This window comes from Solwaraspora sp. WMMA2101 (assembly GCF_049179175.1).
Classification (GTDB): Bacteria; Actinomycetota; Actinomycetes; order Mycobacteriales; family Micromonosporaceae; genus Micromonospora_E.
In genome coordinates this window covers 6,844,099-6,870,788 of the sequence record NZ_JBMHMA010000006.1, presented here as the reverse complement: position 1 = coordinate 6,870,788, position 26,690 = coordinate 6,844,099, and the positions used below count along the sequence as shown (strand labels likewise).

The window sequence follows — 26,690 nt, the reverse complement described above, 5'->3', positions numbered from 1 at the left end:
CGGCTCCCGGGGCAGAGGTCGACACGCAACCTCCCCCTCTGTCAGCTACGCCGCCTTCAGAGTCGCCAACCCGCGTGGTCCTTCTGCCTGAGAGGTTCCGGGGAGGATTTGCCCCTTCGGCGCCGCCCGCCGAACCAGCGGACGATCTCTCCCACACGGGTGCACAGCGGCACCTACGCTACCGGCAACTTACCGACGCCGCTGCGGTGACCTCGATCACCACCACGAAAACAACCCCTGCGGGGCCACTCAGCCGGCCCGCCGGCGCGCCCGCCGCGCCGCCAACTCGTCACCGGCGGCCACCGGCGGCTCCTGCGCCGGCTCCGTCACCGCCGGCTCCGCCGGCAACTGCGACAACGACCCCTGGATCTCCTTGAACGCACCGCCGATCGCGATCCCGAACACGCCCTGGCCGCCCTGCAGCAGATCCACGACCTCCTCCGGGGACCGGCACTCGTACACCGTCGTCCCATCCGAGATCAACGTGATCCCGGCCAGATCCGCCACCCCCCGCGACCGCAACGTGTCGATCGCCTTCCGGATGTTCTGCAACGACACCCCGGCGTCCAACAGCCGCTTGACCACCTTCAACACCACAAGGTCGCGGAACGAGTACAGCCGCTGCGAACCCGACCCGGCCGCGTCACGCACACTCGGCACCACCAACGCCGTACGCGCCCAGTAGTCCAACTGCCGGTAACTGATGCCGACCGCGTGGCAGGCCGTCACGCCGCGGTAGCCGACCAGATCCTCATCCGGCCCGACACCGTCCACATGATCAGACGACCCCGGATCCGGCTCTCGCTGCGCGGGCATACCGAAACCTCCCCGTCAGTGCGGCCCACACCCGGGACGGAACATGAGCCCATCGACAAGGCCAGCCTAACGCCAGCTGGGAGCCGTACCAGGCAACTGACCACGCGACACGCCGCACACCCGCGGCCACGCCCCGCGCACCCGTACACCGGATCACCCGACCCGGTGCACGACCTCACCCCGCGAAATCCTCCGGACGCACCTGATCCAGGAACTCCCGGAACTTCTCGACCTCGTCCTCCTGCTCATCCGGAATGACGATGCCCGCCTCGGAGAGCACCTGCTCAGCACAACGAATCGGGGCACCCACCCGCAACGCCAACGCGATCGAATCGCTGGGCCGCGCCGACACCCGCACACTGTCACCGATCACCAGATCCGCGTAGAACACGTTGTCCTTCAACTCGGTGATCTCCACCGCCTGCAACGGCGCCCGCAACGCCGCCAGGATGTCCCGCAACAGATCATGCGTCAACGGCCGGGCCGGCTTCACCCCCTGCTGCTCGTAGGCAATCGCAGTGGCCTCCACCGCACCGATCCAGATCGGCAGATAGCGGTCCCCGTCGACCTCACGCAGCAGCACGATCGGCTGGTTGGTGGGCAACTCCACCCGCACCCCGACCACGCTCAGCTCACGCACCGCCGCCTCCGTGTCGTCGTCACCAAACCCGCTTCCGGCCCTCCCTGCACGGTACACGGACCACCGCGCAACCGTCCGGCCACGCCCGCCAGCTCACCGGCCCACCGTCGGGCGCAACCCCGAGCGCACCAACGCCGCATGCAGCCGCTGCGACAAACCGACCAGCTCAGTGGCCGTCTCCGCCGCCCGCGCCCGCGCCGCCGGATCGGTCTGCCGCGCCAACGGTGCCACCAACTGCGCGAACAGCCCGACCTCCCGGTCCGCCGCCGCCCGCACCGCCCGCAGGTGCCGCACCTCCAACCCGTGCCGCAACAACCCGGCCACCGCCGACGCGATCACCACCGCGTCCGCGTCGTACCAGCCGGGCGCATCCGCCACGACCAGACCGAGCCGCTCCACCTCAGCCAGCGTCGACGACTCCAGACCGCTACGTTCCAACAGCTCCGTGCGGCTCCACCGCGACTGCGCCGCCGGTGCCGGCTCCGGCGGCGGCCGACCCGGCACCTCACCGGACGGCCCCACCGCCACCAACGCCGGCCGGGTCCGACCCGCCGCCGGACCCGCCTCGGCATCCTGACGCGCCAACTGCTCCCGGATCACCCGCAACGGAAGATACTGGTCCCGCTGCGCCGTCAACACGAACCGCAGCCGGGCCACGTCCTCCCAGCTGTACTTGCGGTAACCCGACGGGGTACGCCGCGGCTCCACCAGCCCCTCAGCCTCGAGGAACCGCAACTTGGAGATCGTCGTGTCCGGAAAATCCGGACGCAACTCGGCCAGCACCTCACCGATACTCATCAACGGCGCCGAGGTCACACCATCCCGGGCCGCCGCCTGCTCACTCACCACGACACCCCCGGCTCACCACCGGCGTCAGCCACACCACGCACGGCACCACCTCCGCACGCACCCCGGCATCAGCCGCGGCCAGCCTCCTCGTCCGGCCGCGGACCAGCGATGAAGACCAGCCGGAACTTACCGATCTGGACCTCGTCACCATTGCTCAGGGTCGCCGCTTCCACCCGCTCACGATTGACATAGGTGCCATTCAGGCTACCCACATCGCGCACGGTGAAGGTACCGACGTCACGGTGAAACTCCGCGTGCCGCCGCGACACCGTCACATCGTCCAGGAAGATGTCACTGTCCGGATGCCGGCCGCTCGTCGTCACATCATGGTCCAACAGGAACCGGGCCCCCGCGTTCGGACCCCGCCGCACCACCAGCAACGCCATCCCCGGCGGCAGCGAACCCGACATCCGGCTCGGCACCACATCGGCGTCCGGCCCCTCCAACACTTCATCGAGCGAACCGAGATTCAACGTCGACGTGACGTCGAGCGGGGGGAACTCGTCGTCTGGGCGAGTCATGGACCACCTCACGGATCTGTTGTTCGGTTCGCGTCGGGTCTGTCGGGCAAGCCACCAACCCTTGATGGATCGCAAGGCGCAAGCTCCCCCATGCCGGTACGGCAATTACTCCGCAACGCTCGACTGTAGTTGGCTTCTCGGACGACTGGGCGAGCCTAGCCAGCGCCGAAAACTAGGGTCAACAAGACTCGCGGGCACACGATACAACGCCCCCCGGACACCCGTCAGCGCTCGGTGAGCTCCCGGTACGCCGCCGCGTCGAGCAACCCGCCCAACGCCTGCGGATCCGACGGCTCCACCCGCATCAGCCAACCCGCCCCGTACGGGTCCGAATTGACCGTCTCCGGCGCGTCCACCAGCGCCTCGTTGCACGCCACCACCGTGCCACTCACCGGCGCGTAGATCTCAGACACACTCTTGGTCGACTCGATCTCGCCACACGGCTCACCCGCCGAAACCTCGGAACCGACCGCCGGCAACTCGACGAACACGATGTCACCCAACGCGTCCTGCGCGAAATGAGTGACCCCCACCCGCACGGCGCCGGCGTCGTCGCCCGCCACCCACTCATGCTCCGCGGTATACCGCAGATCCTCTGGAATCACGGCCGGTCCCTCACCTCTGAGCAGCACACCACTGACAACCCCCACCGGAGCGGGGCACCCGCCCGGTCAGGAGACCGGACGCGCGTAACGCAACTGGATCGGGGCGCTCGTGGCCGACACATCGACCACATCGCGTTCCTCGACGATCACCGTACCGCCGTCACCCGACACCGACGCCACCACCCCACCCGGAATGTTCAACGCCGTGCGCATCGTCGACGGATCCCCGATCGCCACCACCTCGTACGGGCCGGTCAACCGCACCCCGTCGACCTCCACTCCACCATCGCCATCCAGGAAGTACGTACTCGCCACCACCCGCACCGACCGGCCGTCACCCCCACCGATCTGCATCGCCTCCGCACCCGCCCCACGCAACTCCTGCACCGCGTCCAACAACTCCGACGCCCGGATCGGCTCCCGACCCGCCACGAACCGCACCCGCAGACCCGGCCCCTGCGCCGGCAGACCACCGCCGAGCACACCCAACTCGTCCGCCCGCCGCGACGCCTCCGCCAATGCCGCCGCCCGACCCTGCGCACCCGAGGTCAACTGCCGCTGGCTCTCCTCCAGCTCCGCGATTTCCTGCCGCAGGCGCTCCTCACGCGCCTCCAGATCCGACAGGATCCGCACCAGGTCCTCCTGACGGGCGGCCGTCAACGTCGGATCCGTGGAATTACTCCGCACCTGCACCACCAGGGTGAACCCGAGCAGCACCAACAGCCCCACAATGATCAACCCCGCCGGTGAGGCCGCCATCCGCGACCACCGCGCCCGCACCGACCCACCGTTACCGCCATCACCACCGCCATCGGAAGGCACCGCCCCACCCGCTGCGACCGAACCCTCACCCGGCACAACCGGCGGCGCGGCAGTGGCGGCGGCCCCGGACACCGGAGCATCCTCCTGCGGCCAACCGGTCCCTGTCTGCCTACGTGGCGTCATCGCCCGCCTCACGCCCGGAACAGATGCCGACGGATCGCCGCGACATTGCCGAAGATCCGCACCCCGAGCACCACCACGACCCCGGTCGACAGCTGCCCACCCACGCCCAACTGGTCCCCCAGGTACACGATCAGCCCCGCCACCAGCACATTCGAGATGAACGAAATCACGAACTGCTTGTCGTCGAAGATCCCGTCCAACTTGGCCCGCACCCCACCGAACACGGCGTCCAACGCCGCCACCACTGCGATCGGCAGATACGGCTGCAACACCGCCGGCACCACCGGATCGAAATAGACACCCAGCAGCATCCCGGCGAGCAACGCCAACACGGCGGTCATCGAGGGCCTCCCGAAGTCGTCACGGACGGATCAGCGCCATCGGCGGCAGGCGGACCGGACGGTGCCGCCCGGGCGTACCGCAGCTGCGGCTCCCCCGCCGCCGGCAACACCAGATCCTCGGCAGAACGTACCTCGATCGACAAACCATGCTCCGCCGAGATCATCCTGAGCAACGCCGCCACCTGGCTGGACCGGAAATCGTCGGCCAGCTGCCCCGGCCCGATCGCCGACACCTCGTACGGCCCCGTCAACGGCCGGAAGTCCACCAGGATAGCGCTGCCCGCCGCCCGGATCGTCGACGTCGACGTCAACCGCTGGCCGTTGACCGACACCGCCTCCGCCCCAGCACCCCACAAGGCGTTCGCCACATCCTGCAGGTCCCGGTCGAGCACCCGGCCCAACTCGTTCACCTGCCCCTGACCGGTCACCGGATCCACCGTCTCCGGACCGTCCGCCAACCGCACCACCACCCCGTCGCCACGGACCCGGGCCAGCCCGGCCGCAGCCTCAAGGTCACGCAGGTCAGCCGCTTGTGAACCCTCCAACGCGGCGTCGCGCTGACGGGCCACCTCGTCGCGCAACGTGTCCGCCCGTGCCTGCAGCTCGTCGGTCTCCGCCTGCCGTTGGGTGACCTGAGCGACCAGGCCGGCGCGTGCCTGCGACCGGCTCGGCTCCTCCTCGACCGTCTTCTGGTACGCCAACACCAGAAGGAAGCCCACGGCGGCCATCGACACGGCGGTCAGTCCCCGGGCGGCCCTGCGCCGCCAGCCCCGTCGTGGACCCACCGCCGCCCGCCGCGCTGCGGCATCGGCGTAGCCGGGATCCAGCGGTGTCTGGAACAGCTCCGTCAGCAGGTCGGGCACGAAGCCCCGGCCCCGGCCACCATCGACGCCACTCATGCGCGCTCCGTCCCTGTCACCCGGATCGACCGCACCAACGCGGCGGTCTGCCACACGTACAGCAGGCCGGCCAGCCAGTACAGCACCAGACCCCACCAGGCCAGCCCCCAGCCGACCGCTGCCGCGACCGTCGCCAGGGTGGTGAAGCCGAGCACCGCCGACAGCAACAGGATCGGGAAGGCCGCCAACAACACGAAGGTCGCGGTCTTGCCGACGTAGTGCACCTGCGGAGGCCCGTAACCGAACCGGCGCAGCACCACAAGGCTCCCTGCCAAGAGCACCTCACGGCCCAGCAGCGCCACGGTGAACTGCCAGGGCATCACCTCACGGACGGTGAACGCCACCAACGTGGCCAGAATGTACAGCCGGTCAGCGAGCGGATCGAGCAGCTCCCCCAGACGGGACACCTGCCGCATCCGGCGCGCGACGAACCCGTCCACCCAGTCGGTGGTACCACCGACCGCGAGCACCACGACGGCCGCGACGTCCGCCCGCTGCACCAGGAACAGGTACAGGAACAGCGGAACACCAAGCAAGCGGACAAAACTGATGAAGTTGGGAACAGTCACCACGCGCGACGCCACATCGGCCCGCGTCGACGCGGACTGCGCGGACGGACGCGACACCGACACTTCCTCTCCCCCGCCCCGACCGGCCGTCCCCCCGGAGCGGACACACAGCGGCGGCGAGCGAGCCGACGGCCCCCATCGGGTGCTGTCACCTGGCGAGCGCCACTATAACGCGCCCCTCAACGCCCCCCTGGCGACTCACCGTCGCCGTCCGGGTCCCCGCCCACCCGGCGACGCATGAACGACTGCCAGTACCCGACCATCCGGTCGACCCCGTCCACCGCCCCCACCGCCTCGGCCAGCCACCGCACCTGCTCGGGATTCCACAACCCGTCGCTGATCACCCAGCCCGCACCGCCCAACTCGTTGAGCACCTCCAGCCGACGCCCCGCCAGCACCGCGCACCGGTGCCCCGCGCCGTCGGCCACCACCGTCACCGTCGGACCGGCGACCGGCGGCTGCGACCCCTGCGCTGGTGCGACCGTGTGGACGAAGTACAGGTAGCCGTACTCCCAGCGTTCCTCCGTCGGTGTGCCGACCCCCGCCGGCGGCGCCAACCGCTGTCGATCGTCGTCAGACACCCCACGGGGCTACCCGCCGGACCAGTCGGCAAACCGCCGCCGCCCCGGGCGGCGGAGCCAGGTCACCTGCGACCCCTTGCCACGGAACCTCAATCGATCATGCTTGGATGGTCGTCATGCCGCCTGACCTCGACTCAGACACCCCGGGTGGCGCGACGACGGCCGCCCGTCGGGGCAGGCGCACCCGTTGGTGCCCGGTCGCCGACCTCAGCCCGCTGGCCCGGGCGTTGCTCAGCGACGACCTCGGGGGGCGCGACGTCGTGCCCCAGCACGTCGCCGACCGGGTCAGCGCGCAGGCCGAGCAGTGGGCCGGTCACGGCTTCACCGAGCACACCGTACGGCCGTGGCGGGACCTGCCGCCCGCTGCCGCCGGGCACCTCGCCGACCGGCAGGTCGACCCCCGGGTGCTCGACCTGCCGGTCGAGGTCGTCGCAGGCGGACCACCCGTACCGTTGCGGGTCGCGATCGTCACCGGGCGGCTGCCTGCGGAACGCGCGTACCAGCTGCTGGTACTGACCGGTGAACACGTGCCGATGACGACGGCCCCGACCCGGGTCGACACGTCAGCTGCCGCCGTCCGTCCGGTAACTCCGGTGATCTTTTCGCACGCTCAGCCAGACGACGAGAGCTGAACCCTCTCTGTCGTTGATGGCGGTGGTGTCGGGTCGACCTTTCTTTCGGTGGTGCACACCCTGTAGCGCGTCCTAGGACGATAGGTTGTCGGCTGTCAGTTGGCGGCAAGCAACGACCGACTGAGTTCGAGCCGTTCCTGGTGTGTCGCCGCGATCTGCTGCGCCAGCCTCCGGACGGCGGGGGGGTCGCCGACCCGCTGGTACGCCGTCGCGAGGTCCACCGACCGCTGGTGGTGACTGATCAGCAGGTCGAGGAACAACCGGTCCAGCGCTGCTCCTCCGGCCCGCGCCAACGCCGACAACTGCGCCTGCGTCGCCACCCCCGGAGTCGGTACGGGCGGCCGCGTCGACCCGCTCACCGACGACGCCGGCGAAGCGGTGGCAGGCGTGCGGAGCAGGTGCGACGCCGATGCCGACGGCTCGGCGCTCGCGGCCGACTCCCACTCACGCAACCATCCGCGCATGATCCGGATCTGGTCCCGCTGGACGCGCCCCAGCTCGGCGGCGAGCGTCTTCACCTCGTACCGACTGCCCCGGACGTCGACCATCGCCGCCATGTCCACCGACAGCTGGTGATGGACGATCATCTCGTGGAGGAACCGGACGTCGGCCGGGCTCGGGCCGTGAGCCACCTGGTCCGCCGCAACGGACGGACCACCGACCGGTGCCGTGCCGAACCGGGTCGCGCCACCACACGCCGTACCTGCCGACAGCAGTGCCAGCACCGCCACGGCGGCGAACCACCGACCTACGACCGCCATCGACTCCCCCTCGACACACGAGCGGGGGGTGCCGCGTACGGATCGAGCGTAGCCGCGAAGCGGATTCTCCACACAGGAACACGAAGACACCTCAGTCGACCGGGTGACACCATGGCTGTAAATGATCGATGAATCTCACTACGATCGGCGATCGGTGGACGAGTACCCACAACGACACCGTCAGTGACCGACGCCCGCCGAGGAGGCGTACCGTGACCGACGCCCGATCCGAACCGCCCCGCGCCTACCCCTTCGCGCCACCCGACCGGCTCCGGCTCGACCCCAGCTACCAGCAGATACGTCAACGGCTCCCGCTCCTGCGGGTGCAGCTGCCCTTCGGGGAACCCGCCTGGCTGGCCACCCGCTACGCCGACGTCCGCTTCGTCCTGGGCGACCCCCGGTTCTCCCGCGCCGCCAGCGTCACCCGCGACGAGCCACGGATCATCCCTCGACGAATCGAAGGCGGGGTGCTGTCGATGGATCCCCCCGAACACACCCGGCTGCGGCGGCTGGTCGCCAAGGCGTTCACCGCCCGCCGGGTCGAGCAGCTGCGCCCGCAGGCGGTCCGCTTCGCCGACGAACTGCTCACCGACATGGTCGACAAGGGCCCACCCGCCGACCTGGTGGCCGAGTTCGCCACGGCACTGCCGATCCGGGTGATCTGTGAACTGCTCGGAGTGCCGTACGCCGACCGGGACCGGTTCCACGTCTGGTCCGAGGCGATCGTCTCGACCACCTCGCTGACCCCGCAACAGGTGCAGGACTACCTGGACAACCTCTACGGCTACATCGCCGGGCTCGTCGCCCAACGCCGCCGCCAGCCCACCGACGACCTGCTGGGGGCCATGGTCGCGGCCCGCGACGCCGACGCCGACCGGCTCACCGAGACCGAACTGGTCCAGCTCGCCGCCGGTCTGCTGGCCGCCGGGCACGAAACGACGGTCACCCAGATCCCCAACTTCGTCTATCTGCTGCTGACCAACCCGGAGCAGTTCGCGGCGCTGCGCGCCGACCCCGACCGGGTGCCGGCCGCCGTCGAGGAACTGATGCGCTACGTCCCACTCGGCGTCGCCGCGGCCTTCGCCCGGTACGCCACCGCCGACGTCGACGTCGGCGGGACCCTGGTGCGTGCCGGCGAACCCGTCATCTGCTCCCTGTCGGCGGCCAACCGCGACCCGGCGGTCTTTCCCGACCCCGACGCACTCGACCTGGCACGGGAACCCAACCCGCACATCGGCTTCGGCCACGGAGTCCACCACTGCCTGGGTGCCCAGCTGGCCCGGATGGAGTTGCAGGTGGCCGTCGAGGCCGTGCTGCGGCACCTGCCCGGGCTGCGTCTGGCCGTACCCGAGGAGCAGCTGGTCTGGAAGAGCGGCCTGATCGTGCGGGGGCTGCGCAGCATGCCGGTGAGCTGGGGATGAGCGCCGCCGAGACGACCTGGCTGGTGCACGTCGACCCGCGACGTTGTGTCGGCGCCGGCATCTGCGCCGGCCTCGCGCCGCAGCGGTTCGCCATGGTCGACGGCGTCTCCCGGGCCACGGCCACCGACGTCTCCCCCGACGACGCGGTGATCGACGCCGCCGAGTCGTGCCCCGTCGAAGCGATCACCGTCCGCGACCGCGACGGTACGACGGTGGCGCCGCTGGTCTGACGTCACGTCACCGCCACGACCCCGCCGTGTGCGTCTGCGGGCGGGGTGATGAACCATTCTCCCGTCCGCGACGAACTATCTGGGGTGGGAAGTGGGACGATGCGACGACGGGTCGACCGCTGGTGGCGCCACGGCGCCTCCGGCCTGGCAGTGCTGGTGGTCAGTGGGCTGCTGGTCCTCGCCGCACCGGCGGGTCCGGCCGCCGCGCACGCCGTCCTGGTGACGGCCGACCCGGTGCCGGGGTCGGTGCTGGGCAGCGCACCGCGCCAGATCGTCCTGACCTTCAGCGAACCGGTGCGGCCGGTGACCGACCGCCTTCAGGTGCTCGCGCCCGACGGCAAACGCATCACCGACGGCACGCCGAGGGCCGAGGGCAACACCGTCGTCATCCCCGTACGGGTCCCGGACCGGCCGCTCGGCACCTACCTGGTCAGCTACCGGATCATCTCCGCGGACAGCCATCCGGTGGGCAGCGGGTACACCTACTCGGTGGGTGCGCCGTCGGCGACCGTACCGGAGATCGACGCCGACGGGCAGCAGCCGGCGGTCACCGTGGCGGTCGCGGTCAGCAAGTACGTCGGCTACCTCGGCGTGGTGCTGGTCCTCGGCCCGACGCTGCTGCTCGCCGCGCTGTGGCCGCCGGGGGTGCGGCGGCGGCCGGCGGTGCTGATGGTCCGCGTCGGGCTGGGGCTGATCGCGGCGGCAGGCGTCGCCGGGCTGTGGGTCCAGGCGCCGTACGCCACCGCGAGCGCGCTGTGGCAGGTCACCGTCGGCGATCTGACGGCGGTGCTGACCAGCGGGTACGGGCTGGCGTTGCTGGCCCGGCTGGCGGTGACGGCGGTCGTCGCTCTCCTCATCGCGCCGGTGCTGGCCGGTGCCGGCGGTCGGCGGCGGCACGCAGCGGTGGGCGCGGTGGGCGCCGTCGGCCTGGTCACCTGGCCGCTGGCGGGACATGCCGTCGCCGCACCGGTGCCGGCGGTCAGCGTCGTCGCCGACACCGTGCACGTCGCCGCCGTCGGAATCTGGGTGGGTGGGCTGGCCGTGCTCGGCGCTGTCCTGCTGCGCCACGCCCATCCCCGGGTGCTCGGCCGGATCCTGCCGGTCTGGTCACGGTGGGCGACCGTCGCGGTCTGCTGGCTGGTGCTCGCCGGCGCGGTCCAGGGGCTGATGGAAACCGCGAGCCTGACCGCGCTGCGTGACACCACCTACGGCCGGCTGCTACTGGCGAAGGTCGCCCTGACGGTGGCGTTGCTGCTGACCGCCGGGTACGCACGTCGGCTGGTCAACCGGTGGCCGACGGCCCGGTCCGGCCGGCTGCGCGGGTTGGTCGGCATCGAGGTCGCCGTGGCCGTCGCCGCGCTCGGGGTCAGCGCCGTGCTGGTGCAGACCACCCCGGGCCGCACCGCCGCCGTCGAGGCGCAGGCCCTCGGGCAGGACAGCTTCGCCCAGACGTTGACCAGTTCGCTCTACACGCTGCAGTTCGACATCTACCCGGTGCAGCTCGGCGAGTACAACACCGTCCACGCCTACGTGTACACGGCCGAGGGTGCGCCGCTACCGGTCGAGGAGTGGTCGATGACCACGGCGTTGCCGGCGGTCGGGGTCGAACCGGTCACCACGCTGCTGCTGCCCATCGACGACAACCACGCCGCCGGGTCGGTCGCCTTCCCGGTGCCGGGTGACTGGGAGGTCCGGTTCACGATCCGGCTGTCCGACATCGACCAGGCGACGGTGACCACGACGGTGCCGGTGCGGTGAGCCGCCGGGGTCCGACAGGCGGTCAGTCGGTCAGCCGCCAGCCGCTGGCACCGGGCCCGACCAGCTGGTCGGCGTCGTCGCCGGAGCCCGCTGCGGTGGTCGACCGGCGGCCGCGCCACCAGACGCCGACGGCGCCGAGCAGGGTGCCGCCGGCGAGACCGGCAAGCATCAGGGCCCACCCGGTGCCGCCGCCCGACGGGTCCACCGGTGGTGCCGCCGCCGCGTCGGTGGTGCCGCCGGGCTGACCGCCGGAGTGTCCGCCGTGCCCGGCGGCGGCTGCCGGGTCGGCCGCGGTCAAGGTCAGGACCGGGCCGGGCCGTTGCCCGTCCGGACCGCCCCAACGCACCACGGTGCCGTCGGAGTACGTCTGGGTGAGCGTGAAGTCGACCCGGTCGGCGTCGGGTAGCGGCCCGATCGACACCGACAGGCGTACGGGGTCCGTCGCGACCGGTGCCGCGGCGACCCGCTGCCAGACGATGCTCTCGGTCACATCGGTCATCATCCCGCCGTGCAGGGCCGGCAGCGGTTCGGCGAGCGTCCGGTTGGTGATCCGTGGTGCCCAGTCGTCGACGGACATCGGGTACACCTCGGCGATCGGCAGATCCGCCGGCAGGTCCAGCTGGACCTGCGTCGTGTACGCCGCCGGCCGTTCCTGCGGCAGTGCGAAGGAGAGCATGATCCCGGCACCGCGGGGTGCCGAGGTCGGCTCCATCACGACGTCGGCCGCCACGGCGACGGTGCCGGTCAGGCTGACCAGGGCCGCCGTGGCGACCAGCGCGGCGCCGCCCCGTACGACACCCGCGCGTAGCGCCCCGACCGCGCGTCGACCACTCACCATCAGCCCTGCCTCCCGTACGACGGCGGCTGCTCCCGGCCGCCGAAACCTGATCCACCAGTAGGTGGTTCGCACACCCGGGCCGGATGGTTCAATCCGCGCCGAGAATTTCTGCACCCGACGGCCCGATCGGCGACGGCGACGGACGCCGCGTAGGCCATACGTACGGCACCGCCGGCAGGTCCCCGAAACGCGGCCGGTAGTGCTGCGGGTCCTTGTGCAGCAACGCGCTGCGGTGACTCAGGTGCAGGTCGGCCCGGCCGAGCCAGTCCGGCAGGTCGCCGTCGGCGGCGAGCCGGGCCTGGGGGCGGACGGTGACGACGCCCCGGGTAGCGGCCAACTCCCGGCGCAACGTGTCCGCCACCGTGTCGGAGTGCCCCTGGCGGGTCCACTCGTGGCAGATCGTCAACCCGTACCGCACCAGGGCCTCCTCGTGGCCACGCCACATCAGCACCACCGGATGGTGCCGCCAGCCGTAGCCGGGCACGGTCAGACCACGCAGGACCTGCAACGCCTCGACCCGCTGCTTGCCGAGGCGGCGACGGTCGAGTACAGCGGCCGTGGCGGCGAAGTCCGGATACGGCAGGAAGGTCTGCATACCTGGAGGGGCTACCCGCCGGGCGAGCGGGCATGCGCGTGTGTCCCCGACCCAGTACGGGCTAACCCCGGGCTGACCCGCCGAGCGGTGTGGCTCATCCGGGACGGCCCGGCGGGCGTCATCCGGGGCCCCGGGTGTGTCGTCGGGGCGGCCGGGTACCTCGGTGCCCCGACGAGCCCCTCAGCGAGGAGGAACATGATGAAGAGGTCCGTGCTCACCCGGGCAGGCCTGCTGGCGGGACTGACCGCCGTCGCACTGCTGCCGGCCACCGCCGGCGCGGCGGCCCCCTCCGAAGCCGACAGCGAGTACCTGCGCACCATTCACCAGGTCAACCTGACCGCCATCGAAGCCGGGCAGCTGGCTCAGGACGAGCAGGGCGCCGACCAGGGCGTGAAGGACATCGGCGGTGAGATGGTCACCGACCACACGCAGCTCGACGAGGAGGTCACCCGGGTCGCCGGTGAGGTCGACGTGACGCTGCCGGACACACCCACCCAGCAGCAGCAGGACCTCATCTCGCGGCTGCAGGGCCTGGACGCCAGCGAGTTCGACACGGCGTTCGTGGAGAGTCAACTGGTGGGCTACGCCGCCGCCGTCGACCTGACCAACGCCGAGATCGCCCAGGGCTCCGACGAGCGGGTGGTCAACCTGGCGCAGGAGGCGCTGCCGGTGCTCAACGAGCTGTACGCGGCGCTGCAGAACCTGGCCGCGCAGCTGGGGCTGCCGACGTCGCCGAGCCCCGGGGTGAGCCCGACCGTGAGCCCGACGGCGCCTGGAACGCCGTCGCCGCAGCCGACGGTCGAGCCGACGCTGCCGGCACCGACGGACAGTCCCGGTACGCCGGTCCCGGCGCAGAGCTGAACCGACCGGCCGGTCCGGGTGTGACAGGGCTGGTCCGGTCCGGGTGTGAGCGGTCATCGCCCGGGCGGTGGGGCGCGGACGTCCCCACCGCCCGGGCGTCAGACACCGACAAGGGGGGGCACGTAGATGAGCGACGCCGACGACGAGGGCGGCGGCGGGGACACCGTGGGTGGGCCCGACGACAACGTCACCTCGGGTGAGGACGACGCCGGGGCGGTCGAACCGGCCGACACCGGCGACGCGGCACCGGACGACGGCCTCGCCGACGAACCGGCCGAGCCGTGGTAGTCCGCGCCGTGGGGGTCCGTCGAGACGTGCGGCCGCGCCGGTCGACGGCGATGTCCGCACACTGCGCGACAGGGGTGGCACAACGAACGTACATACCGTAACGTGACGGCTCACACACCGCCCTGGGCGTCGGTCACCGATGTCCTCCGGTGTATCCCTCCCCGCACCCGTCGCCACCCGACCGGAGGCCCGACGTGGATTTCGTCATCACCAAGAGTTTTCAGGGGCCCACGGTACGACTCGCGTTGCACGGCGAGCTCGATCTCGCCACAGCGGGCGAGGTCCGTGACGCGGTCACCGCGATCCTGGCCCGGTCCACGCCGGCCCGGATCGTGCTCGACCTCAAACTGGTCAGCTTCATCGACTCGACCGGCATCGGCAGTCTGGTCGCCTGTCATCAGGCGGCCTCGGTCAGTGGCAGTCGGCTCGAGCTGGAGAACCTCAGTGGGTTCGCCCGTCGGCAGCTGTGGGCGACCGGTCTGCTCGGGCTGTTCGGGTTCCCCGCCGGGGCGTCGGTCACCGACCCGGCCGTTCCGAGGTGAGTCCCTCGGGCGCCGCCACGACGGCGCCCGAGGGTCAGAGCACCTGCCCGAGCTGGGTGTGCCGGTGTCGCAGCCGTTTGCGGGACCAGCGGGTCTCCACTACGAGCAGGTAGCCGGTGGTGATCAGGCCGGGGTGGTAGCCGGTGGTGGCGAAGCCCCACTGCGCCGCCAGGTTCTCCGCGCGCCGCAGCAGGTTGTCCACGTCGTGCAGGGTGAACTTCAACCGGCGTACGGCGGTGCCGACCACGGCGCGGCGGACCGGCACGGCGCGGCGCGCCTCGATGTCGCGGACGTCGACCGCCTCGCCGAACTCGTACCGGACGATGCGGTCGACCTCGTCGGCGGTGACCGGTTCGCGTCCGCCGGCGGTCAGCCGGGCCGCCGCGTCGGCGAAAAAGCGCAGCTCCGTGGGCTGGAAGCCGCTGCGGGTCAACTGGTCGATGACGGTCACGAACGCGCCTTCGACGACGCCGAACAGGGCGGTGGGGTCCGTTCCGGCACCCCGGCGTTCGAGCTGTGCGGTGAGCCAGGAGTGCCCGAGTACCGAGGCGCGCAGGTGGTAGCCCTCAAGCGTGGTCAGCAACTTCGTGCCCTCCCCGGACGACGCCCGCCGGAACCGGACGGAAAGCCCACGCCGGACAGCGGGGGCGGTATCCGCCGACCGTTCATCAAATCAGACCCGAACGGTACCGCGTACCGCATGTCCGGCGGAACGCCGGGATCGGTTCAGCAACCAACTGTTTGATTGATCCGTCACCCGAGGGCGGGTCCGCCGACAGCGTAGCGAGATCCACTGCGCGGGTCGGGGCGGGATCTCGCTGTACGGAACGACCGGGCTCCCCGGCGACCAACCGTGCCGGGTACCCGGTGCCGGCTCAACTGGGCGAGCCGTGGCTGATCTGGCAGGATGGGTTCGCATGTGCGGACTTGCGGGAGAGTTGCGCCGCGACGGGTCCCGTGCCGACATCGGCGCGGTGGAACGGATGGCGGCCACGATGAGTGACCGCGGACCCGACGAAGGCGGATCGTGGTCGAACGGCGGCGTGGCCTTCGGGCATCGAAGACTCAAGATCATTGACCTGTCGGCGGCCAGCAACCAGCCGATCGTCGACTCCGCCGCCGGGTTGACCGCGATTTTCAACGGCTGCATCTACAACTACCGTGAGCTACGGGAACAGCTGCAGGCGCGCGGTCACCGCTTCTTCTCCCAGGGCGACAGCGAGGTCGTCGTGAAGGCGTACGCCGAATGGGGCGTCGACTTCGTCGACCACCTGGTGGGGATGTTCGCCGTCGCGATCACCGAACGCGACACCGGCCGGCTGGTGCTGGCCCGGGACCGGCTGGGCATCAAACCGCTCTACGTCGACGAACGCCCCGGCCTGGTCCGCTTCGCCAGCACCCTGCCGGCGTTGCTGGCCGGCGGCGACGTCGACACCAGCATCGACCCGGTCGCGCTCGCCCACTATCTGAGCTTCCACAGCGTGGTACCGCCGCCGCGGACGATCCTCGCCGGCGTCCGCAAGCTACCGCCGGCGACGGTCCGGGTCTACCAGCCCGACGGCCGCGTCGACGAACGGGTCTACTGGGACCCGCCGTTCACCCGCGACCCGGCGCGCGCCGACTGGTCCGCGACGGACTGGCAGGACGCCCTGCTCGACTCGTTGACCACTGCGGTCCGGCGCCGGATGGTCGCCGACGTACCCGTCGGTGTGCTGCTCTCCGGTGGACTGGACTCCAGCCTGGTGGTGGCGCTCCTGGCCGAGCAGGGCCAACGCGGCCTGGCCACCTTCTCCATCGGCTTCGACGCCGTCGGCGGCCGCGAGGGCGACGAGTTCGTCTACTCCGACCTGGTCGCCCAGCGGTTCGACACCGACCACCACCAGATCCGGGTGGCCGCACGGGACCTGGTGCCGCCACTGGAGGCAGCGGTCGCGGCGATGAGCGAACCGATGGTCAGCCACGACTGCGTCGCCTTCTACCTGCTCAGCGAGGTGGTCGCCGAACACCTGAAGGTGGTGCAGTCGGGACAGGGTGCCGACGAGATCCTCGGCGGCTACCACTGGTACCCACCGTTGGCCGAGGTCGGCCGCGACAGCGCGCTCGACACGTACGCCCGGTCGTTCTTCGACCGCGACGCCGCCGGGCTCGCCCGGGTGCTCAACCCCGACCACCTCACCGGCGGCGACCCGGCCCGCGAGTTCGTCGCCGCCCACCTGGCCCGCCCGGGTGCGCAGCAGGCCGTCGACGCCGGACTGCGGATCGACACCACGGTGATGCTCGTCGACGACCCCGTCAAACGGGTCGACAACATGACCATGGCGCACGGCCTCGAGGCCCGGGTGCCGTTCCTCGACCACGAGTTCGTCGAGCTGGCCGCCACCTGCCCACCGGAGCTCAAACTCGCCCAGGGCGGCAAAGGTGTCCTCAAGGACATCGGACGTCGGGTGCTGCCGTGGGAGGTGATCGACCGGCCGAAGGGCTACTTCCCGGTGCCGGGCCTGACCCATCTGGAGGGCAAACTGCTCGACCGGGTCCGCGACGCGCTGCACGCCCCGGCGGCCCGCCACCGCGGCCTGTTCCGCGACGCCTACGTCGACGGGCTGCTGCGCGACCCCAACGCCGAACTGACCCCGCTGCGCGGCAACAAGCTGTGGCAACTCGGACTGCTGGAGATGTGGCTGCAGAGTCATGGCATCGACTGACGAGACGAACACCGCCCGACCCGACAGTGACCCGGCACCACCCCGACGGGAACGCATCGGCCCCGGCGGGGACCCGATCGTCGCGGGCGACCCACCGGCGCCCGACGGCACCGCAGCCGCGTCGACGCCCGCCGACGCCGACAGCGCCGACGTCATCCTCGAGTGCGGCTGGGGCCGGCTGGTGTTCGGCCAGACCTTCGACGACCCGGCCGAGGTCGCCGACGTGCTGCGCTCCGAGGCCGCCGGATCCCGTGACATCTGCATCTACCTGCCCGACCCACACGTACTGGTGTCGCGGCTGCCCGACGAGCTGTTCATCGACCCGTCGTTGACCTTCCGGCTGGACCTGACCGGCATCAGCGCGCCGACGGCACCGGAGCCGGGCCTACGGATCCGGCTGCTACGCGACGACGCCGACGCCGACGCCGTCAACCGGATCTACGCCCACAACGGGATGGTGACCGCCCCGGTCGACACCCTGGTGGACAACGCCGCCACCGACCGGTTCGTCCACCTGGTCGCCGAGTCGGTCACCGGCCAGCTCGTCGGCACCGTCACCGGCGTCGACCACGTCGCGGTCTTCGACGACCCGGACAACGGATCCAGCCTGTGGTGCCTGACCGTGGACCCACTGCACGCGCCGCCCGGGACCGGACAGGCGCTGCTGCTGGAGCTGGCCGGGCGGCTCGCCGACCGGGGCCGGCGCTACGTCGACCTGTCGGTGCTGGCTGACAACGACGGTGCGATCCGGCTGTACGAACGCCTCGGCTTCGAACGCACCCCCACGTTGTGCGTCAAACGCAAGAACCCGATCAACGAACGGCTGTTCCTGGCCAGCATGCCCGACGGCTACGACGACCTGAACCCGTACGCCCAGATCGTCGCCGACGAGGCGATGCGCCGCGGGATCCGGGTCGAGGTGATCGACGCCCCCTGGGGTGAGCTGCGACTGACCCACGGTGCCCGCACCGTGGTCACCCGCGAGTCACTGTCCGAGCTCACCTCGGCGGTGGCGATGAGCCGGTGCGACGACAAACGGGTGACCCGTCGGGTGCTCGTCGACGCCGGGCTGCGGGTACCGCGCGGTCGCACCGCCACCGCCGACGCCGCCGACGAGGCGTTCCTCACCGAGGTCGGCGAGGTCGTGGTCAAACCCGCCCGTGGCGAACAGGGCACCGGTATCACCGTCGGCGTGACCGACGCCGCCGCGCTACGCGACGCGGTCGCCCTGGCCCGCCGGCACTGCCCCGACGTGCTGATCGAGCAGCGGCACCGGGGCGAGGACCTGCGGGTGCTGGTGATCGACCACGAGGTGGTCGCGGCGGCGGTCCGGCGACCCGCCGCGGTCACCGGCGACGGCGTACACACCGTCGCCGAGCTCGTCCGACGGCAGAGCCGGCGGCGGGCGGCGGCCACCGGCGGCGAGTCGAAGATCCCACTGGACGATCTCACCCGGGAGGTGGTCGCCGAGGCCGGCTACGCCATGGACGACGTGCTACCAGCCGGTGAGGTGCTCACCGTACGGCGTACCGCGAACCTGCACACCGGTGGCACCATCCACGACGTCACCGACCGGCTGCACCCCGTCCTGGCGGAGGCGTGCGTCGCGGCGAGCCGGGCCCTGGCCATCCCGGTCACCGGAATGGACCTGCTGGTGTCCGCTCCCGATCAGCCCGATCACGTGTTCATCGAGGCCAACGAACGCCCCGGTCTGGCCAACCACGAGCCGCAACCGACCGCCGAACGCTTCATCGACCTGCTGTTCCCCGGCACCAGCGCACCGCAGCGCAGATGGTCGCCGGCCGGGCCCGGCGGGGCGGCGGCGACGCCGTGATCGGCGACGGTACGGTCTTGGCATGCCGGCCGACCCGAACGCCCCCGCCCCACTGAAACTCGACCTGGACTACCTGCAGCAGGTGCTGCTCGAGTTGCTGGACATCCCGAGCCCGTCCGGCCGCACCGATCATGTGCAGCAGTACGTCGGGGAGCGGCTGTCCGCGTTGGGTATCCCGTTCACCGTCACCCGGCGCGGCGCGCTCAGCGCCTCGCTGTGCGGTCCGCGCACCACCGGCGCGGACCGGGCCATCGTGGTGCACACCGACACCATCGGCGGAATGGTCAAACGGCTCAAGGAAAACGGCCGGCTCGAGCTCAAGCAGATCGGCACCCACAGCGCCCGCTTCGCCGAAGGCGCCCACGTGCGGATCTTCACCGACGAACTGGACCGGGTGATCACCGGTCAGGTGCTGCCGTTGAAGGCCAGTGGGCACCGCTACAACGAGGGTGTCGACCTGCAGGGCGTCGGCTGGGAGCAGGTCGAGGTCCGCATCGACGAACCGGTCGACGACATCGCCGGGCTGCGGGCCCTCGGCATCGACGTCGGCGACTTCGCCGCGATCCTGCCGGTGCCGACGATCACCCCGAGCGGGTACGTCAAGTCCCGGCACCTCGACGACAAGGCCGGCGTCGCGTCGGTACTGACGGCCGTGAAGGCGATGGTCGACGCCGGCCGGCAGCCACCGGTGACCGCACACCTGCTGATCACCTGCACCGAGGAGGTCGGCCACGGGGCCAGCCACGGTCTCGACCCCGACGTGGCTGAGATCGTCTCGGTCGACGCGGCGGTCGTCGCCCCGGGGCAGCAGTCCCGCGAGGACGCCGCGACCCTGGCGATGGGTGACGGCGTCGGCCCGTTCGACTACCACCTGACCCGCAAGCTGGCCGGGCTCGCCGCCGAACACGACGTCGACCTCGTTCGTGACGTGTTCGACTACTACCGCTCCGACGTGGCGGCGGCGGTGGAGGCCGGCGCGCACGCCCGTGTCGCGCTGCTGGGCTTCGGGGTGGACGCCACCCACGGTCACGAACGCACCCACCTGGACGGGCTGCGGCATCTCACCCAACTGCTCTGCCTGTACCTGCAGAGCGAGCTGGTGTTCCCCGAGTGGGACGCCGAGCCCGACGGCGATCTGGCGGACTTCCCCTCGCTGGCGGTACAGCCGGCCCAGGAGGCAGGGCCCCGGGAAGGGCCGATCGGCGTGGTGTGAGGCGGTCAGCGGCGGGGCGGTCGAGGCCGGCGAGGCGGCCGCCGCCCGCTCGTCGACCAGCGGACCCCCTGCCGCCAACGAACCGCCCGACCCGGTTCCGCACCGGCCCGGGCGGCGGTAGGTTCGACACCTGGGTTACGACGATGTTCCAGGAGGATTCCGATGGGCCAGCAGGTACGGGGGGTGATCTCCCGGAGCACCGGCATCCCGGTCGAGGTCGCCACGATCGTCGTTCCCGATCCCGGACCGGGTGAGGCGGTGGTACGGATCCAGGCGTGCGGGGTCTGCCACACGGACCTGCACTACCGCGAGGGCGGCATCAGCGACGACTACCCGTTCCTACTCGGCCACGAGGCGGCCGGCGTGATTGAACAGGTCGGCGACGGAGTCACCGACGTGGCCCCCGGCGACTTCGTGGTGCTCAACTGGCGGGCGGTCTGCGGCACCTGCCGGGCCTGCCTACGGGGCCGGCCCTGGTACTGCTTCGCCACCCACAACGCGACCCGGAAGATGACCCTCACCGACGGCACGGTCCTGTCCCCCGCGCTGGGCATCGGCGCGTTCGCCGAGAAGACGCTGGTCCACGCGGGCCAGTGCACCAAAGTCGACCCCGCAGCCCGGCCGGCCGCCGTCGGGCTGCTCGGCTGCGGGGTGATGGCCGGCCTCGGCGCGGCGATCAACACCGGCGGCGTCGACCGGGGCGACTCGGTCGCGGTGATCGGCTGCGGCGGGGTCGGCGACGGCGCCATCGCCGGTGCCGCGCTCGCCGGCGCGACGACGATCGTCGCCGTCGACACCGACCCCCGCAAACTGGACTGGGCGCGCGGCTTCGGCGCCACCCACACCGTCGACGCCCGCACCGAGGACGTGGTCGCCCGGATCCAGGCGCTGACCGGCGGACACGGTGCCGACGTCGTCATCGACGCCGTCGGGCGACCGGAAACCTGGAAACAGGCATTCTACGCCCGTGACCTGGCCGGGACCGTCGTCCTGGTGGGTGTGCCCACCCCGCAGATGCGCGTCGAGCTACCGCTGCTGGACGTGTTCGGTCGCGGCGGCGCGCTCAAGTCCAGCTGGTACGGCGACTGCCTGCCCTCGCGTGACTTCCCGATGCTCACCGAGCTGTACCGGCAGGGGCGGCTGGGCCTGGACGCCTTCGTCACCGAGGAGATCTCCCTCGACCAGGTGGAGGAGGCGTTCACCAAGATGCACCACGGTGACGTGCTGCGCTCGGTGGTGATCTTCTGATGCCGGCCCGGATCGACCACACCGTCACCTCGGGGACGTTCAGCCTCGACGGGCAGACCTTCGACGTCGACAACAACGTCTGGGTGATCGGCGACGACACCGAATGCGTCGTCCTGGACGCGCCACACGACGTCGACGCGATCCGTACCGTGATCGGCGACCGCACCGTCGCAGCGATCATCGCCACGCACGCCCACGACGACCACGTTCGGAAGGCGCCGGCGCTGGCCGACGTCACCGGCGCGCCGGTGCTGCTGCACCCCGCCGACCGGGTGCTGTGGGACCAGGTCCACCCGGGCCGCGCGCCGGACGGTGAACTGGCCGACGGTCAGCTCATCGCCGTCGCCGGCACCGTCCTGCAGGTGCTGCACACCCCGGGGCACAGTCCCGGGGCCTGCTGCCTGTACGCCGCCGACCTCGGCGTGGTCTTCACCGGGGACACCCTGTTCGCCGGCGGACCCGGTGCCACCGGCCGCTCCTACAGCGATTTCGGCACCATCGTCACGTCGATCCAGGATCGGCTGCTCGGGCTGCCCGCCGCAACGGTGGTGCACACCGGGCACGGCGACAGCACCACGATCGGGGCCGAGGCACCCCAGCTCGACGAATGGCTCGCCCGCGGGCACTGACCGGCACCACCGGCGACGCACCTGTGAGCGGTCAGCTGATCGCCCGTAGGTGCCGCCGGTCGCCGCGGCCCGGTGCGGCCATCGCCGCGACCAGGTCCTCCCGGGCCCGGGCGACCCGCGACCGAATGGTGCCGACCGGGCAGTCGCACACCTCGGCGGCCTCCGCGTAGCTCAGCCCGAGCACCTGGGTGGCCACGAACGCCTCCCGACGGTCCACCTCCAGGGTGGCGAGCAACTGCTCGAGAACGACGGCGTCCTCGAAGCGTGCGCCGCGCCCGGCAGTGGTGCTCTCCGCGACCGCCTGCCAGTCGTCGAGGTCGGCGACCCTCGGCCGGGCCATCGCCGACCGGACGTGGTCGACCGCGACCCGGCGGGCGATCGACAGCAGCCAGGTCCGCGCGGTCGACCGGGCGGCGAACCTCGGCAACGACCGCATCGCCCGCAGGTAGGTCTCCTGGGTGAGGTCCTCGGCGTCGCCGCTGCCGGCCAGGTGGGCGAGGAACCGCTGCACGTGCGGCTGGGTGGCACGGATGAACGCGGTGGCTGCGGCCTGGTCCCCGTCGCGGGCGGCAAGAGCCCACCTGGTCACCTGGTCGTCGTCCGATCCGGCGTGCGGCATGACCGCAAGGGTATCCGCACCGCACCGTCGGCGACAGACCGCCTCGCCGGGACCTGTCGGCGGGCGGAAACCTGACCCCGCCGGGAACCGTCCCGGCCGGTGGGCCGACTATTGACATGTGGGGTGCGCGGACTATCGAGAGTTGCTGTCGGCTGAACTCGACGGGGAGGCCGACCAGGCGGAGACGGCAGCGGCCCAGGGCCACCTGGCCGGCTGCCCGCAGTGCCGGACCTGGTACGCCGACGCCAGCGAGGTGACGGTCCTCGCCCGCCGTACCGGACCGCTGCCGCTCGGCGTGGTCGACGACGCAGTCCTGGCGGCGTTGCCGACGCCCCGGCGGCTGACCGCTGACCACCTCACCCTCGTCCTGCGGTACGCCCTGGGACTTCTCGGTGTCGCCCAGTTCCTGCTCGGCGCGGCCCAAATCGGTGGGGTCGCCGACGGCCACCTGCACGTACCAGACGCGGTCGGTGGGACCGCGCCGAACCACCTGTGGCACGAGTCGGCGGCCTGGAACGTCGCGCTGGGTGCCGGGTTCGCCTGGATCGCGCTGCGGCGGACCCGGCCGGCGGGGATCCTGCCCACCCTGACCGCGTTCGTCGCGGTGCTGGCACTGCTGTCGGTCAACGACGCGATCACCGGCCGGGTCGACTACCCCCGGCTGCTCAGCCACGGCCTGGTGGTCATGGGCTATCTGCTGCTGCTCACGCTCGGCCGGCTCGGACGCGACCCCGACACGCCGGTGCACGGTACGCCACGGGGGCGGTCCCGGTGGCGGGTGCACCTCGACGACGAGACGCCCGCAGCCAGCCAGCGGGTGCCGCTGCGGCTGGTCGGCGACGCCTCGCTGTCGGTCCGGCCGGACCGACAGCGCGACCGCGCCGCCTGATCCGGTCCGGTGCCGATCCCCACAACCCGGACAGCTGTCAGGCAACAGACAGAATCCGATAGATGACTTAGGGTAGCTTGCCGCGCGGGCGTCGCCAGCCGGCCCGCTCACCTCACGTCCCCTTGCGGAGTACATATGGCACTGCCAGCCCCCCGACGACTGACGGCGGGACTGCTGTCCAGCATCGTGTGCGTACTCGTGTCCGCCGCTCCTGCCGACGCCGCGCCCGGCGGCGGCATCCAGGCCGACGGACACTCCACACCGGCCGGAATCAGCGCGGACGGCCGCTACGCCCTGTTCACCTCCACCGCCGCGAACCTGGTCGCCAGCGACGGCACCGCCCAGTGGCACCTGTTCGTACGGGACCTGGACCAAGCGGTGACCAGCCTGGTCGACGTGACCGCCACCGGCGAGGTCCCGACGGCGGCGGTGACCGGCCCCGCGCAACTGAGCCTGTCCGGCCGCTACGCCGTCTTTGCCAGCGCCGCCGACGACCTCGCTGTCGGCGACGGTGCCGGCACCACCGACGTCTACCTGCGCGATCTGCACCTGCAGGCGACCGACCTGATCAGTGTCGCCGCCGACGGCACCGCCGCTGACGGGTGGTCGACCGCGGTCGGGGTGAGCGCCGACGGTCGGTACGTCGTCTTCCAGTCGACCGCCACCAACCTGGTGTCCGGCGGCACCGCCACCGGCGCACGTCACCTGTACGTCCGTGACCGGACCGAGGCCACCACCCGCATGATCACCGCGATTCCCGCCGACTCACTGGCTCCCGGCTGGACCCCGGTCGCCAGCCCGGACGGCCTGTTCGTCGGCTACGACCTGCGCACCGGTGACGGCAGGTGGATCACCTACCTGCACGACGTCGTCACCGGCGGGACCACCCCGGTGGGCACCAGCACCGTCGGCGACGCCGCCGACGCGACCACCTTCGCCCAGGCGATCAGCCGCGGTGGCCAGTTCGTGCTGTTCCAGTCGACCGCCGCCAACCTCGTCAGAGCGGACACCAACGACGCGGCGGACCTGTTCGTCCACAACCCTGCGGCCGGCCGCACCGTACGGGTGAGCCTGGCCGACGGCGGCGGCGAGGCCGACCGTGGCGCCGGCGCGGGCCACCTCAGTGCGACCGGGCGTTACGTCGCCTTCGAGTCGACGTCGACGAACCTGACCGGTGGACCCGGGCCCGACGACGTCATCGGACAGGTCTACCTGCGCGACCGCGAAGCCGGCCGGACCTGGCTGGTCAGCGCAGGGGCCGACGGGACCCCCGCCAACGGCGCCTCGCGTACCGCCCTGCTCAGCGGCAACGGCCGGTTCGTCCTGTTCGGCTCCGACGCCACCAACCTGGTCCCTGGTGACACCAACGCCGCCCGGGACGTCTTCCGGTACGACCACTCGACCGGCGCGACCAGCCGCGTCAGCGTCGGCTGACCTGCCGGCACCGGGCCGTTTGCCGTTGATCCGACAGCGCCGGCAGGTCAACCAGCTGGTCGGGGAGCGCGACACACCTGCAACCGGCGGCGACTCCCGTCGCCGTGACGCAGGGAGCAGCCATGCCGGCCAGCCCGCCAGCAGATCGTCCGAGCACCGATCAGATCGTCGCCCGGTATCTCGCCGGGGCACCGATCCGGCGGATCGCCGCGGACCTCGGCGTCTCCTACAGCTACGTACACCGCAGACTGCACTACTCCGGCGTGACGGTACGCCGACGCGGCGGCAACCACGTCACCCCAACCGCTGAGACGGCTGAGCGCCCGGACAGCGCCCCGAGGACACGACGCAGCACACTGGACTGATTAGCAGCACACCCGGAGAAGGTGGACGGACCGGGTCCTACACTGGCGGCGTACCTCCTCCGCCCCTCGACAGACCACCCATGGTCACCGGTCACATAGGTCAGAAGGTCAGATGGTCGACCGCCGGATCCGGCGACGCGTCACGCTGACCGCCCGTCGCGGAAGGGTGCCAAGCAAATGTCCGATCGTTCGACACCGTATCTGGGAGACAAGGTTGACTTCCCGCAGCCGCCGAGACCACATTCTCCACCGCGCCGGAGCGCTGTTCGCCAGCCGCGGAGTGGCCGGCACCACGGTCCGCGAAATCGCCGATGAGGTCGGGATCCTGTCCGGCAGCCTCTACCACCACTTCGAATCCAAGGAGGCGATGGTGGACGAAATCATCTCGTCCTATCTCGCCGACCTCCGCAGCCGGTACCAGCAGGTACTGAACGCCCCCACTCCCCCGGCCCAGCAACTGCGTGAGCTGATCAGATCATCCCTGGAGTGCGCGGCGGCCAACCCACACGCGACCGAGATCTACCAGAACGACGCGAACTATCTCCGGACCCTGTCCCGGTTCAGTTACCTCAAGGGAGTCTCCCGCGAGGTCGAGGACGTGTGGCTGACGGTGATCGAGGCCGGGCGCCGGGACGGCACACTGCGCTCCGACGTCGACGCCCGAACGTTCTACCGGCTCACCCGGGACGCCATCTGGCTCACCGTACGGTGGTTCAAGCCCGGCGGCCGATCCTCGGTGAACCGTCTGATCGACGACTGCACCAAGATCTTCCTCGACGGTATCGCCACTCGCGGCTGATCCGCGACCCCCGCCCGCCAGACAGCAGGCGCGGTTGACCGAGGCGGTTGACCGGCCCGGCTCCGACTGGTTGCGGCACCTTCTCTCGTTGTCTACATAAGACGGATTGCGATGATGGTAGTTCGTGGACGTACGAGCGGCGCTGTCACACTGTATAGCGCATCCTAGGAGGCTGGTTTGCTGGTCGCCCTCAGGGTGCTGCTGCCGCCGGGCGGCAGCAGCACCGGGGGCGTTTGAGGACCCCGGTGCCCCGGGTATCAGACGCC

At 71.2% G+C, this 26,690-nt stretch carries 31 protein-coding genes and 1 riboswitch; of the genes, 16 read left to right on the top strand and 15 right to left on the bottom strand.

Annotated features, from left to right (window positions below; translation table 11 throughout):
• Positions 1–65: 65 nt before the first annotated feature.
• Positions 66–164, bottom strand: a riboswitch (glycine riboswitch).
• Between the two features lie 85 nt (positions 165–249).
• From ACN28F_RS32105 to ACN28F_RS32060, 10 genes are all read right to left on the bottom strand, one after another.
• A complete protein-coding gene (locus ACN28F_RS32105) occupies positions 250–816 on the bottom strand; it encodes a MerR family transcriptional regulator (protein WP_289206177.1) in 567 nt (188 codons plus the stop codon).
• Between the two features lie 175 nt (positions 817–991).
• Entirely contained in the window at positions 992–1,456 is a 465-nt protein-coding gene (locus tag ACN28F_RS32100) for a bifunctional nuclease family protein (RefSeq protein WP_289206176.1), read from the bottom strand.
• A 93-nt stretch (positions 1,457–1,549) separates the two neighbouring features.
• On the bottom strand, positions 1,550–2,254 hold the full coding sequence (locus ACN28F_RS32095) for a MerR family transcriptional regulator (RefSeq protein ID WP_421361586.1): 705 nt from the start codon (positions 2,252–2,254) through the stop codon (positions 1,550–1,552).
• 119 nt (positions 2,255–2,373) lie between these two features.
• On the bottom strand, positions 2,374–2,826 hold the full coding sequence (gene odhI, locus ACN28F_RS32090; protein ID WP_289206175.1) for an oxoglutarate dehydrogenase inhibitor Odhl: 453 nt from the start codon (positions 2,824–2,826) through the stop codon (positions 2,374–2,376).
• 224 nt (positions 2,827–3,050) lie between these two features.
• Entirely contained in the window at positions 3,051–3,431 is a 381-nt protein-coding gene (gcvH, locus tag ACN28F_RS32085; RefSeq protein ID WP_289206174.1) for a glycine cleavage system protein GcvH, read from the bottom strand.
• Between the two features lie 66 nt (positions 3,432–3,497).
• Positions 3,498–4,376 carry a DUF881 domain-containing protein gene (locus ACN28F_RS32080; RefSeq protein ID WP_421361180.1) on the bottom strand — a complete coding sequence of 293 codons (879 nt, stop codon included), beginning with the start codon at positions 4,374–4,376 and terminating at the stop codon, positions 3,498–3,500.
• 8 nt (positions 4,377–4,384) lie between these two features.
• On the bottom strand, positions 4,385–4,717 hold the full coding sequence (locus ACN28F_RS32075) for a small basic family protein (RefSeq protein ID WP_282227308.1): 333 nt from the start codon (positions 4,715–4,717) through the stop codon (positions 4,385–4,387).
• The gene (locus ACN28F_RS32070) at positions 4,714–5,616 is read right to left on the bottom strand and encodes a DUF881 domain-containing protein (RefSeq protein ID WP_289206172.1); all 903 of its coding nucleotides are present in this window, start codon (positions 5,614–5,616) and stop codon (positions 4,714–4,716) included. Before ACN28F_RS32070 ends, ACN28F_RS32075 begins: the two co-directional genes overlap by 4 nt.
• On the bottom strand, positions 5,613–6,242 hold the full coding sequence (locus ACN28F_RS32065; protein WP_289206171.1) for a CDP-alcohol phosphatidyltransferase family protein: 630 nt from the start codon (positions 6,240–6,242) through the stop codon (positions 5,613–5,615). The genes ACN28F_RS32070 and ACN28F_RS32065 overlap by 4 nt, the downstream gene beginning before the upstream one ends.
• Positions 6,243–6,364: 122 nt before the next feature.
• On the bottom strand, positions 6,365–6,766 hold the full coding sequence (locus ACN28F_RS32060; RefSeq protein WP_289206170.1) for a hypothetical protein: 402 nt from the start codon (positions 6,764–6,766) through the stop codon (positions 6,365–6,367).
• Between the two features lie 107 nt (positions 6,767–6,873).
• Between ACN28F_RS32060 and ACN28F_RS32055 the strand changes: the two genes are divergently transcribed.
• Entirely contained in the window at positions 6,874–7,398 is a 525-nt protein-coding gene (locus tag ACN28F_RS32055) for a hypothetical protein (protein ID WP_289206169.1), read from the top strand.
• Positions 7,399–7,493: 95 nt separating this feature from the next.
• On the opposite strand, the gene ACN28F_RS32050 is transcribed toward ACN28F_RS32055, so the two are convergent.
• Positions 7,494–8,159, bottom strand: a complete 666-nt coding sequence (locus tag ACN28F_RS32050) for a DUF305 domain-containing protein (RefSeq protein WP_289206168.1) — start codon at positions 8,157–8,159, stop codon at positions 7,494–7,496.
• A 212-nt stretch (positions 8,160–8,371) separates the two neighbouring features.
• On the opposite strand from ACN28F_RS32050, the gene ACN28F_RS32045 reads away from it, so the two are divergent.
• The 3 genes from ACN28F_RS32045 to ACN28F_RS32035 all read left to right on the top strand — a co-directional run bounded on the left by ACN28F_RS32045 (position 8,372) and on the right by ACN28F_RS32035 (position 11,568).
• The gene (locus ACN28F_RS32045) at positions 8,372–9,580 is read left to right on the top strand and encodes a cytochrome P450 (protein WP_289206167.1); all 1,209 of its coding nucleotides are present in this window, start codon (positions 8,372–8,374) and stop codon (positions 9,578–9,580) included.
• Entirely contained in the window at positions 9,577–9,810 is a 234-nt protein-coding gene (locus tag ACN28F_RS32040; protein ID WP_289206166.1) for a ferredoxin, read from the top strand. The genes ACN28F_RS32045 and ACN28F_RS32040 overlap by 4 nt, the downstream gene beginning before the upstream one ends.
• 99 nt (positions 9,811–9,909) lie before the next feature.
• Positions 9,910–11,568 (top strand): copper resistance CopC/CopD family protein, encoded by a 1,659-nt coding sequence (locus tag ACN28F_RS32035; RefSeq protein ID WP_289206165.1) that lies wholly within the window; start codon positions 9,910–9,912, stop codon positions 11,566–11,568.
• Positions 11,569–11,590: 22 nt separating this feature from the next.
• Here the strand turns inward: ACN28F_RS32035 and ACN28F_RS32030 are convergent, their stop codons facing one another.
• Complete coding sequence (locus ACN28F_RS32030; RefSeq protein WP_421361176.1) at positions 11,591–12,406, bottom strand: DUF1775 domain-containing protein; 816 nt, start codon at positions 12,404–12,406, stop codon at positions 11,591–11,593.
• 88 nt (positions 12,407–12,494) lie between these two features.
• On the bottom strand, positions 12,495–13,001 hold the full coding sequence (locus tag ACN28F_RS32025) for an MSMEG_6728 family protein (protein WP_289206163.1): 507 nt from the start codon (positions 12,999–13,001) through the stop codon (positions 12,495–12,497).
• Between the two features lie 198 nt (positions 13,002–13,199).
• Between ACN28F_RS32025 and ACN28F_RS32020 the strand changes: the two genes are divergently transcribed.
• From ACN28F_RS32020 to ACN28F_RS32010, 3 genes are all read left to right on the top strand, one after another.
• Positions 13,200–13,862 (top strand): DUF4142 domain-containing protein, encoded by a 663-nt coding sequence (locus ACN28F_RS32020; protein ID WP_421361174.1) that lies wholly within the window; start codon positions 13,200–13,202, stop codon positions 13,860–13,862.
• A gap of 126 nt (positions 13,863–13,988) precedes the next feature.
• Entirely contained in the window at positions 13,989–14,150 is a 162-nt protein-coding gene (locus ACN28F_RS32015) for a hypothetical protein (protein ID WP_289206161.1), read from the top strand.
• Positions 14,151–14,344: 194 nt separating this feature from the next.
• Positions 14,345–14,692 carry an STAS domain-containing protein gene (locus tag ACN28F_RS32010; protein ID WP_289206160.1) on the top strand — a complete coding sequence of 116 codons (348 nt, stop codon included), beginning with the start codon at positions 14,345–14,347 and terminating at the stop codon, positions 14,690–14,692.
• 34 nt (positions 14,693–14,726) lie between these two features.
• Here ACN28F_RS32010 and ACN28F_RS32005 read toward each other — a convergent pair whose 3' ends face one another.
• Positions 14,727–15,275, bottom strand: coding sequence for a hypothetical protein (locus tag ACN28F_RS32005; RefSeq protein ID WP_289206159.1), 549 nt, complete (start codon positions 15,273–15,275; stop codon positions 14,727–14,729).
• Positions 15,276–15,609: 334 nt separating this feature from the next.
• On the opposite strand from ACN28F_RS32005, the gene ACN28F_RS32000 reads away from it, so the two are divergent.
• The 5 genes from ACN28F_RS32000 to ACN28F_RS31980 all read left to right on the top strand — a co-directional run bounded on the left by ACN28F_RS32000 (position 15,610) and on the right by ACN28F_RS31980 (position 22,318).
• A complete protein-coding gene (locus tag ACN28F_RS32000) occupies positions 15,610–17,394 on the top strand; it encodes an N-acetylglutaminylglutamine amidotransferase (RefSeq protein ID WP_289206158.1) in 1,785 nt (594 codons plus the stop codon).
• Positions 17,381–19,228, top strand: coding sequence for an N-acetylglutaminylglutamine synthetase (gene ngg, locus ACN28F_RS31995; RefSeq protein ID WP_289206157.1), 1,848 nt, complete (start codon positions 17,381–17,383; stop codon positions 19,226–19,228). The genes ACN28F_RS32000 and ngg overlap by 14 nt, the downstream gene beginning before the upstream one ends.
• Before the next feature lie 22 nt (positions 19,229–19,250).
• Positions 19,251–20,441, top strand: a complete 1,191-nt coding sequence (locus ACN28F_RS31990; RefSeq protein ID WP_282227292.1) for an osmoprotectant NAGGN system M42 family peptidase — start codon at positions 19,251–19,253, stop codon at positions 20,439–20,441.
• Between the two features lie 162 nt (positions 20,442–20,603).
• Positions 20,604–21,689 carry an S-(hydroxymethyl)mycothiol dehydrogenase gene (locus ACN28F_RS31985; RefSeq protein WP_421361170.1) on the top strand — a complete coding sequence of 362 codons (1,086 nt, stop codon included), beginning with the start codon at positions 20,604–20,606 and terminating at the stop codon, positions 21,687–21,689.
• Complete coding sequence (locus ACN28F_RS31980) at positions 21,689–22,318, top strand: MBL fold metallo-hydrolase (protein ID WP_289206155.1); 630 nt, start codon at positions 21,689–21,691, stop codon at positions 22,316–22,318. The genes ACN28F_RS31985 and ACN28F_RS31980 overlap by 1 nt, the downstream gene beginning before the upstream one ends.
• Before the next feature lie 31 nt (positions 22,319–22,349).
• On the opposite strand, the gene ACN28F_RS31975 is transcribed toward ACN28F_RS31980, so the two are convergent.
• The gene (locus ACN28F_RS31975) at positions 22,350–22,937 is read right to left on the bottom strand and encodes a sigma-70 family RNA polymerase sigma factor (RefSeq protein WP_421361168.1); all 588 of its coding nucleotides are present in this window, start codon (positions 22,935–22,937) and stop codon (positions 22,350–22,352) included.
• Between the two features lie 118 nt (positions 22,938–23,055).
• Between ACN28F_RS31975 and ACN28F_RS31970 the strand changes: the two genes are divergently transcribed.
• The 4 genes from ACN28F_RS31970 to ACN28F_RS31955 all read left to right on the top strand — a co-directional run bounded on the left by ACN28F_RS31970 (position 23,056) and on the right by ACN28F_RS31955 (position 26,424).
• Positions 23,056–23,826 (top strand): zf-HC2 domain-containing protein, encoded by a 771-nt coding sequence (locus ACN28F_RS31970; protein WP_289206153.1) that lies wholly within the window; start codon positions 23,056–23,058, stop codon positions 23,824–23,826.
• A gap of 135 nt (positions 23,827–23,961) precedes the next feature.
• Positions 23,962–25,260, top strand: a complete 1,299-nt coding sequence (locus ACN28F_RS31965; protein ID WP_289206152.1) for a hypothetical protein — start codon at positions 23,962–23,964, stop codon at positions 25,258–25,260.
• A 122-nt stretch (positions 25,261–25,382) separates the two neighbouring features.
• The gene (locus ACN28F_RS31960; protein WP_421361166.1) at positions 25,383–25,625 is read left to right on the top strand and encodes a helix-turn-helix domain-containing protein; all 243 of its coding nucleotides are present in this window, start codon (positions 25,383–25,385) and stop codon (positions 25,623–25,625) included.
• Positions 25,626–25,839: 214 nt separating this feature from the next.
• A complete protein-coding gene (locus ACN28F_RS31955) occupies positions 25,840–26,424 on the top strand; it encodes a TetR/AcrR family transcriptional regulator (RefSeq protein ID WP_421361164.1) in 585 nt (194 codons plus the stop codon).
• The last annotated feature ends 266 nt before the right edge of the window (positions 26,425–26,690 follow it).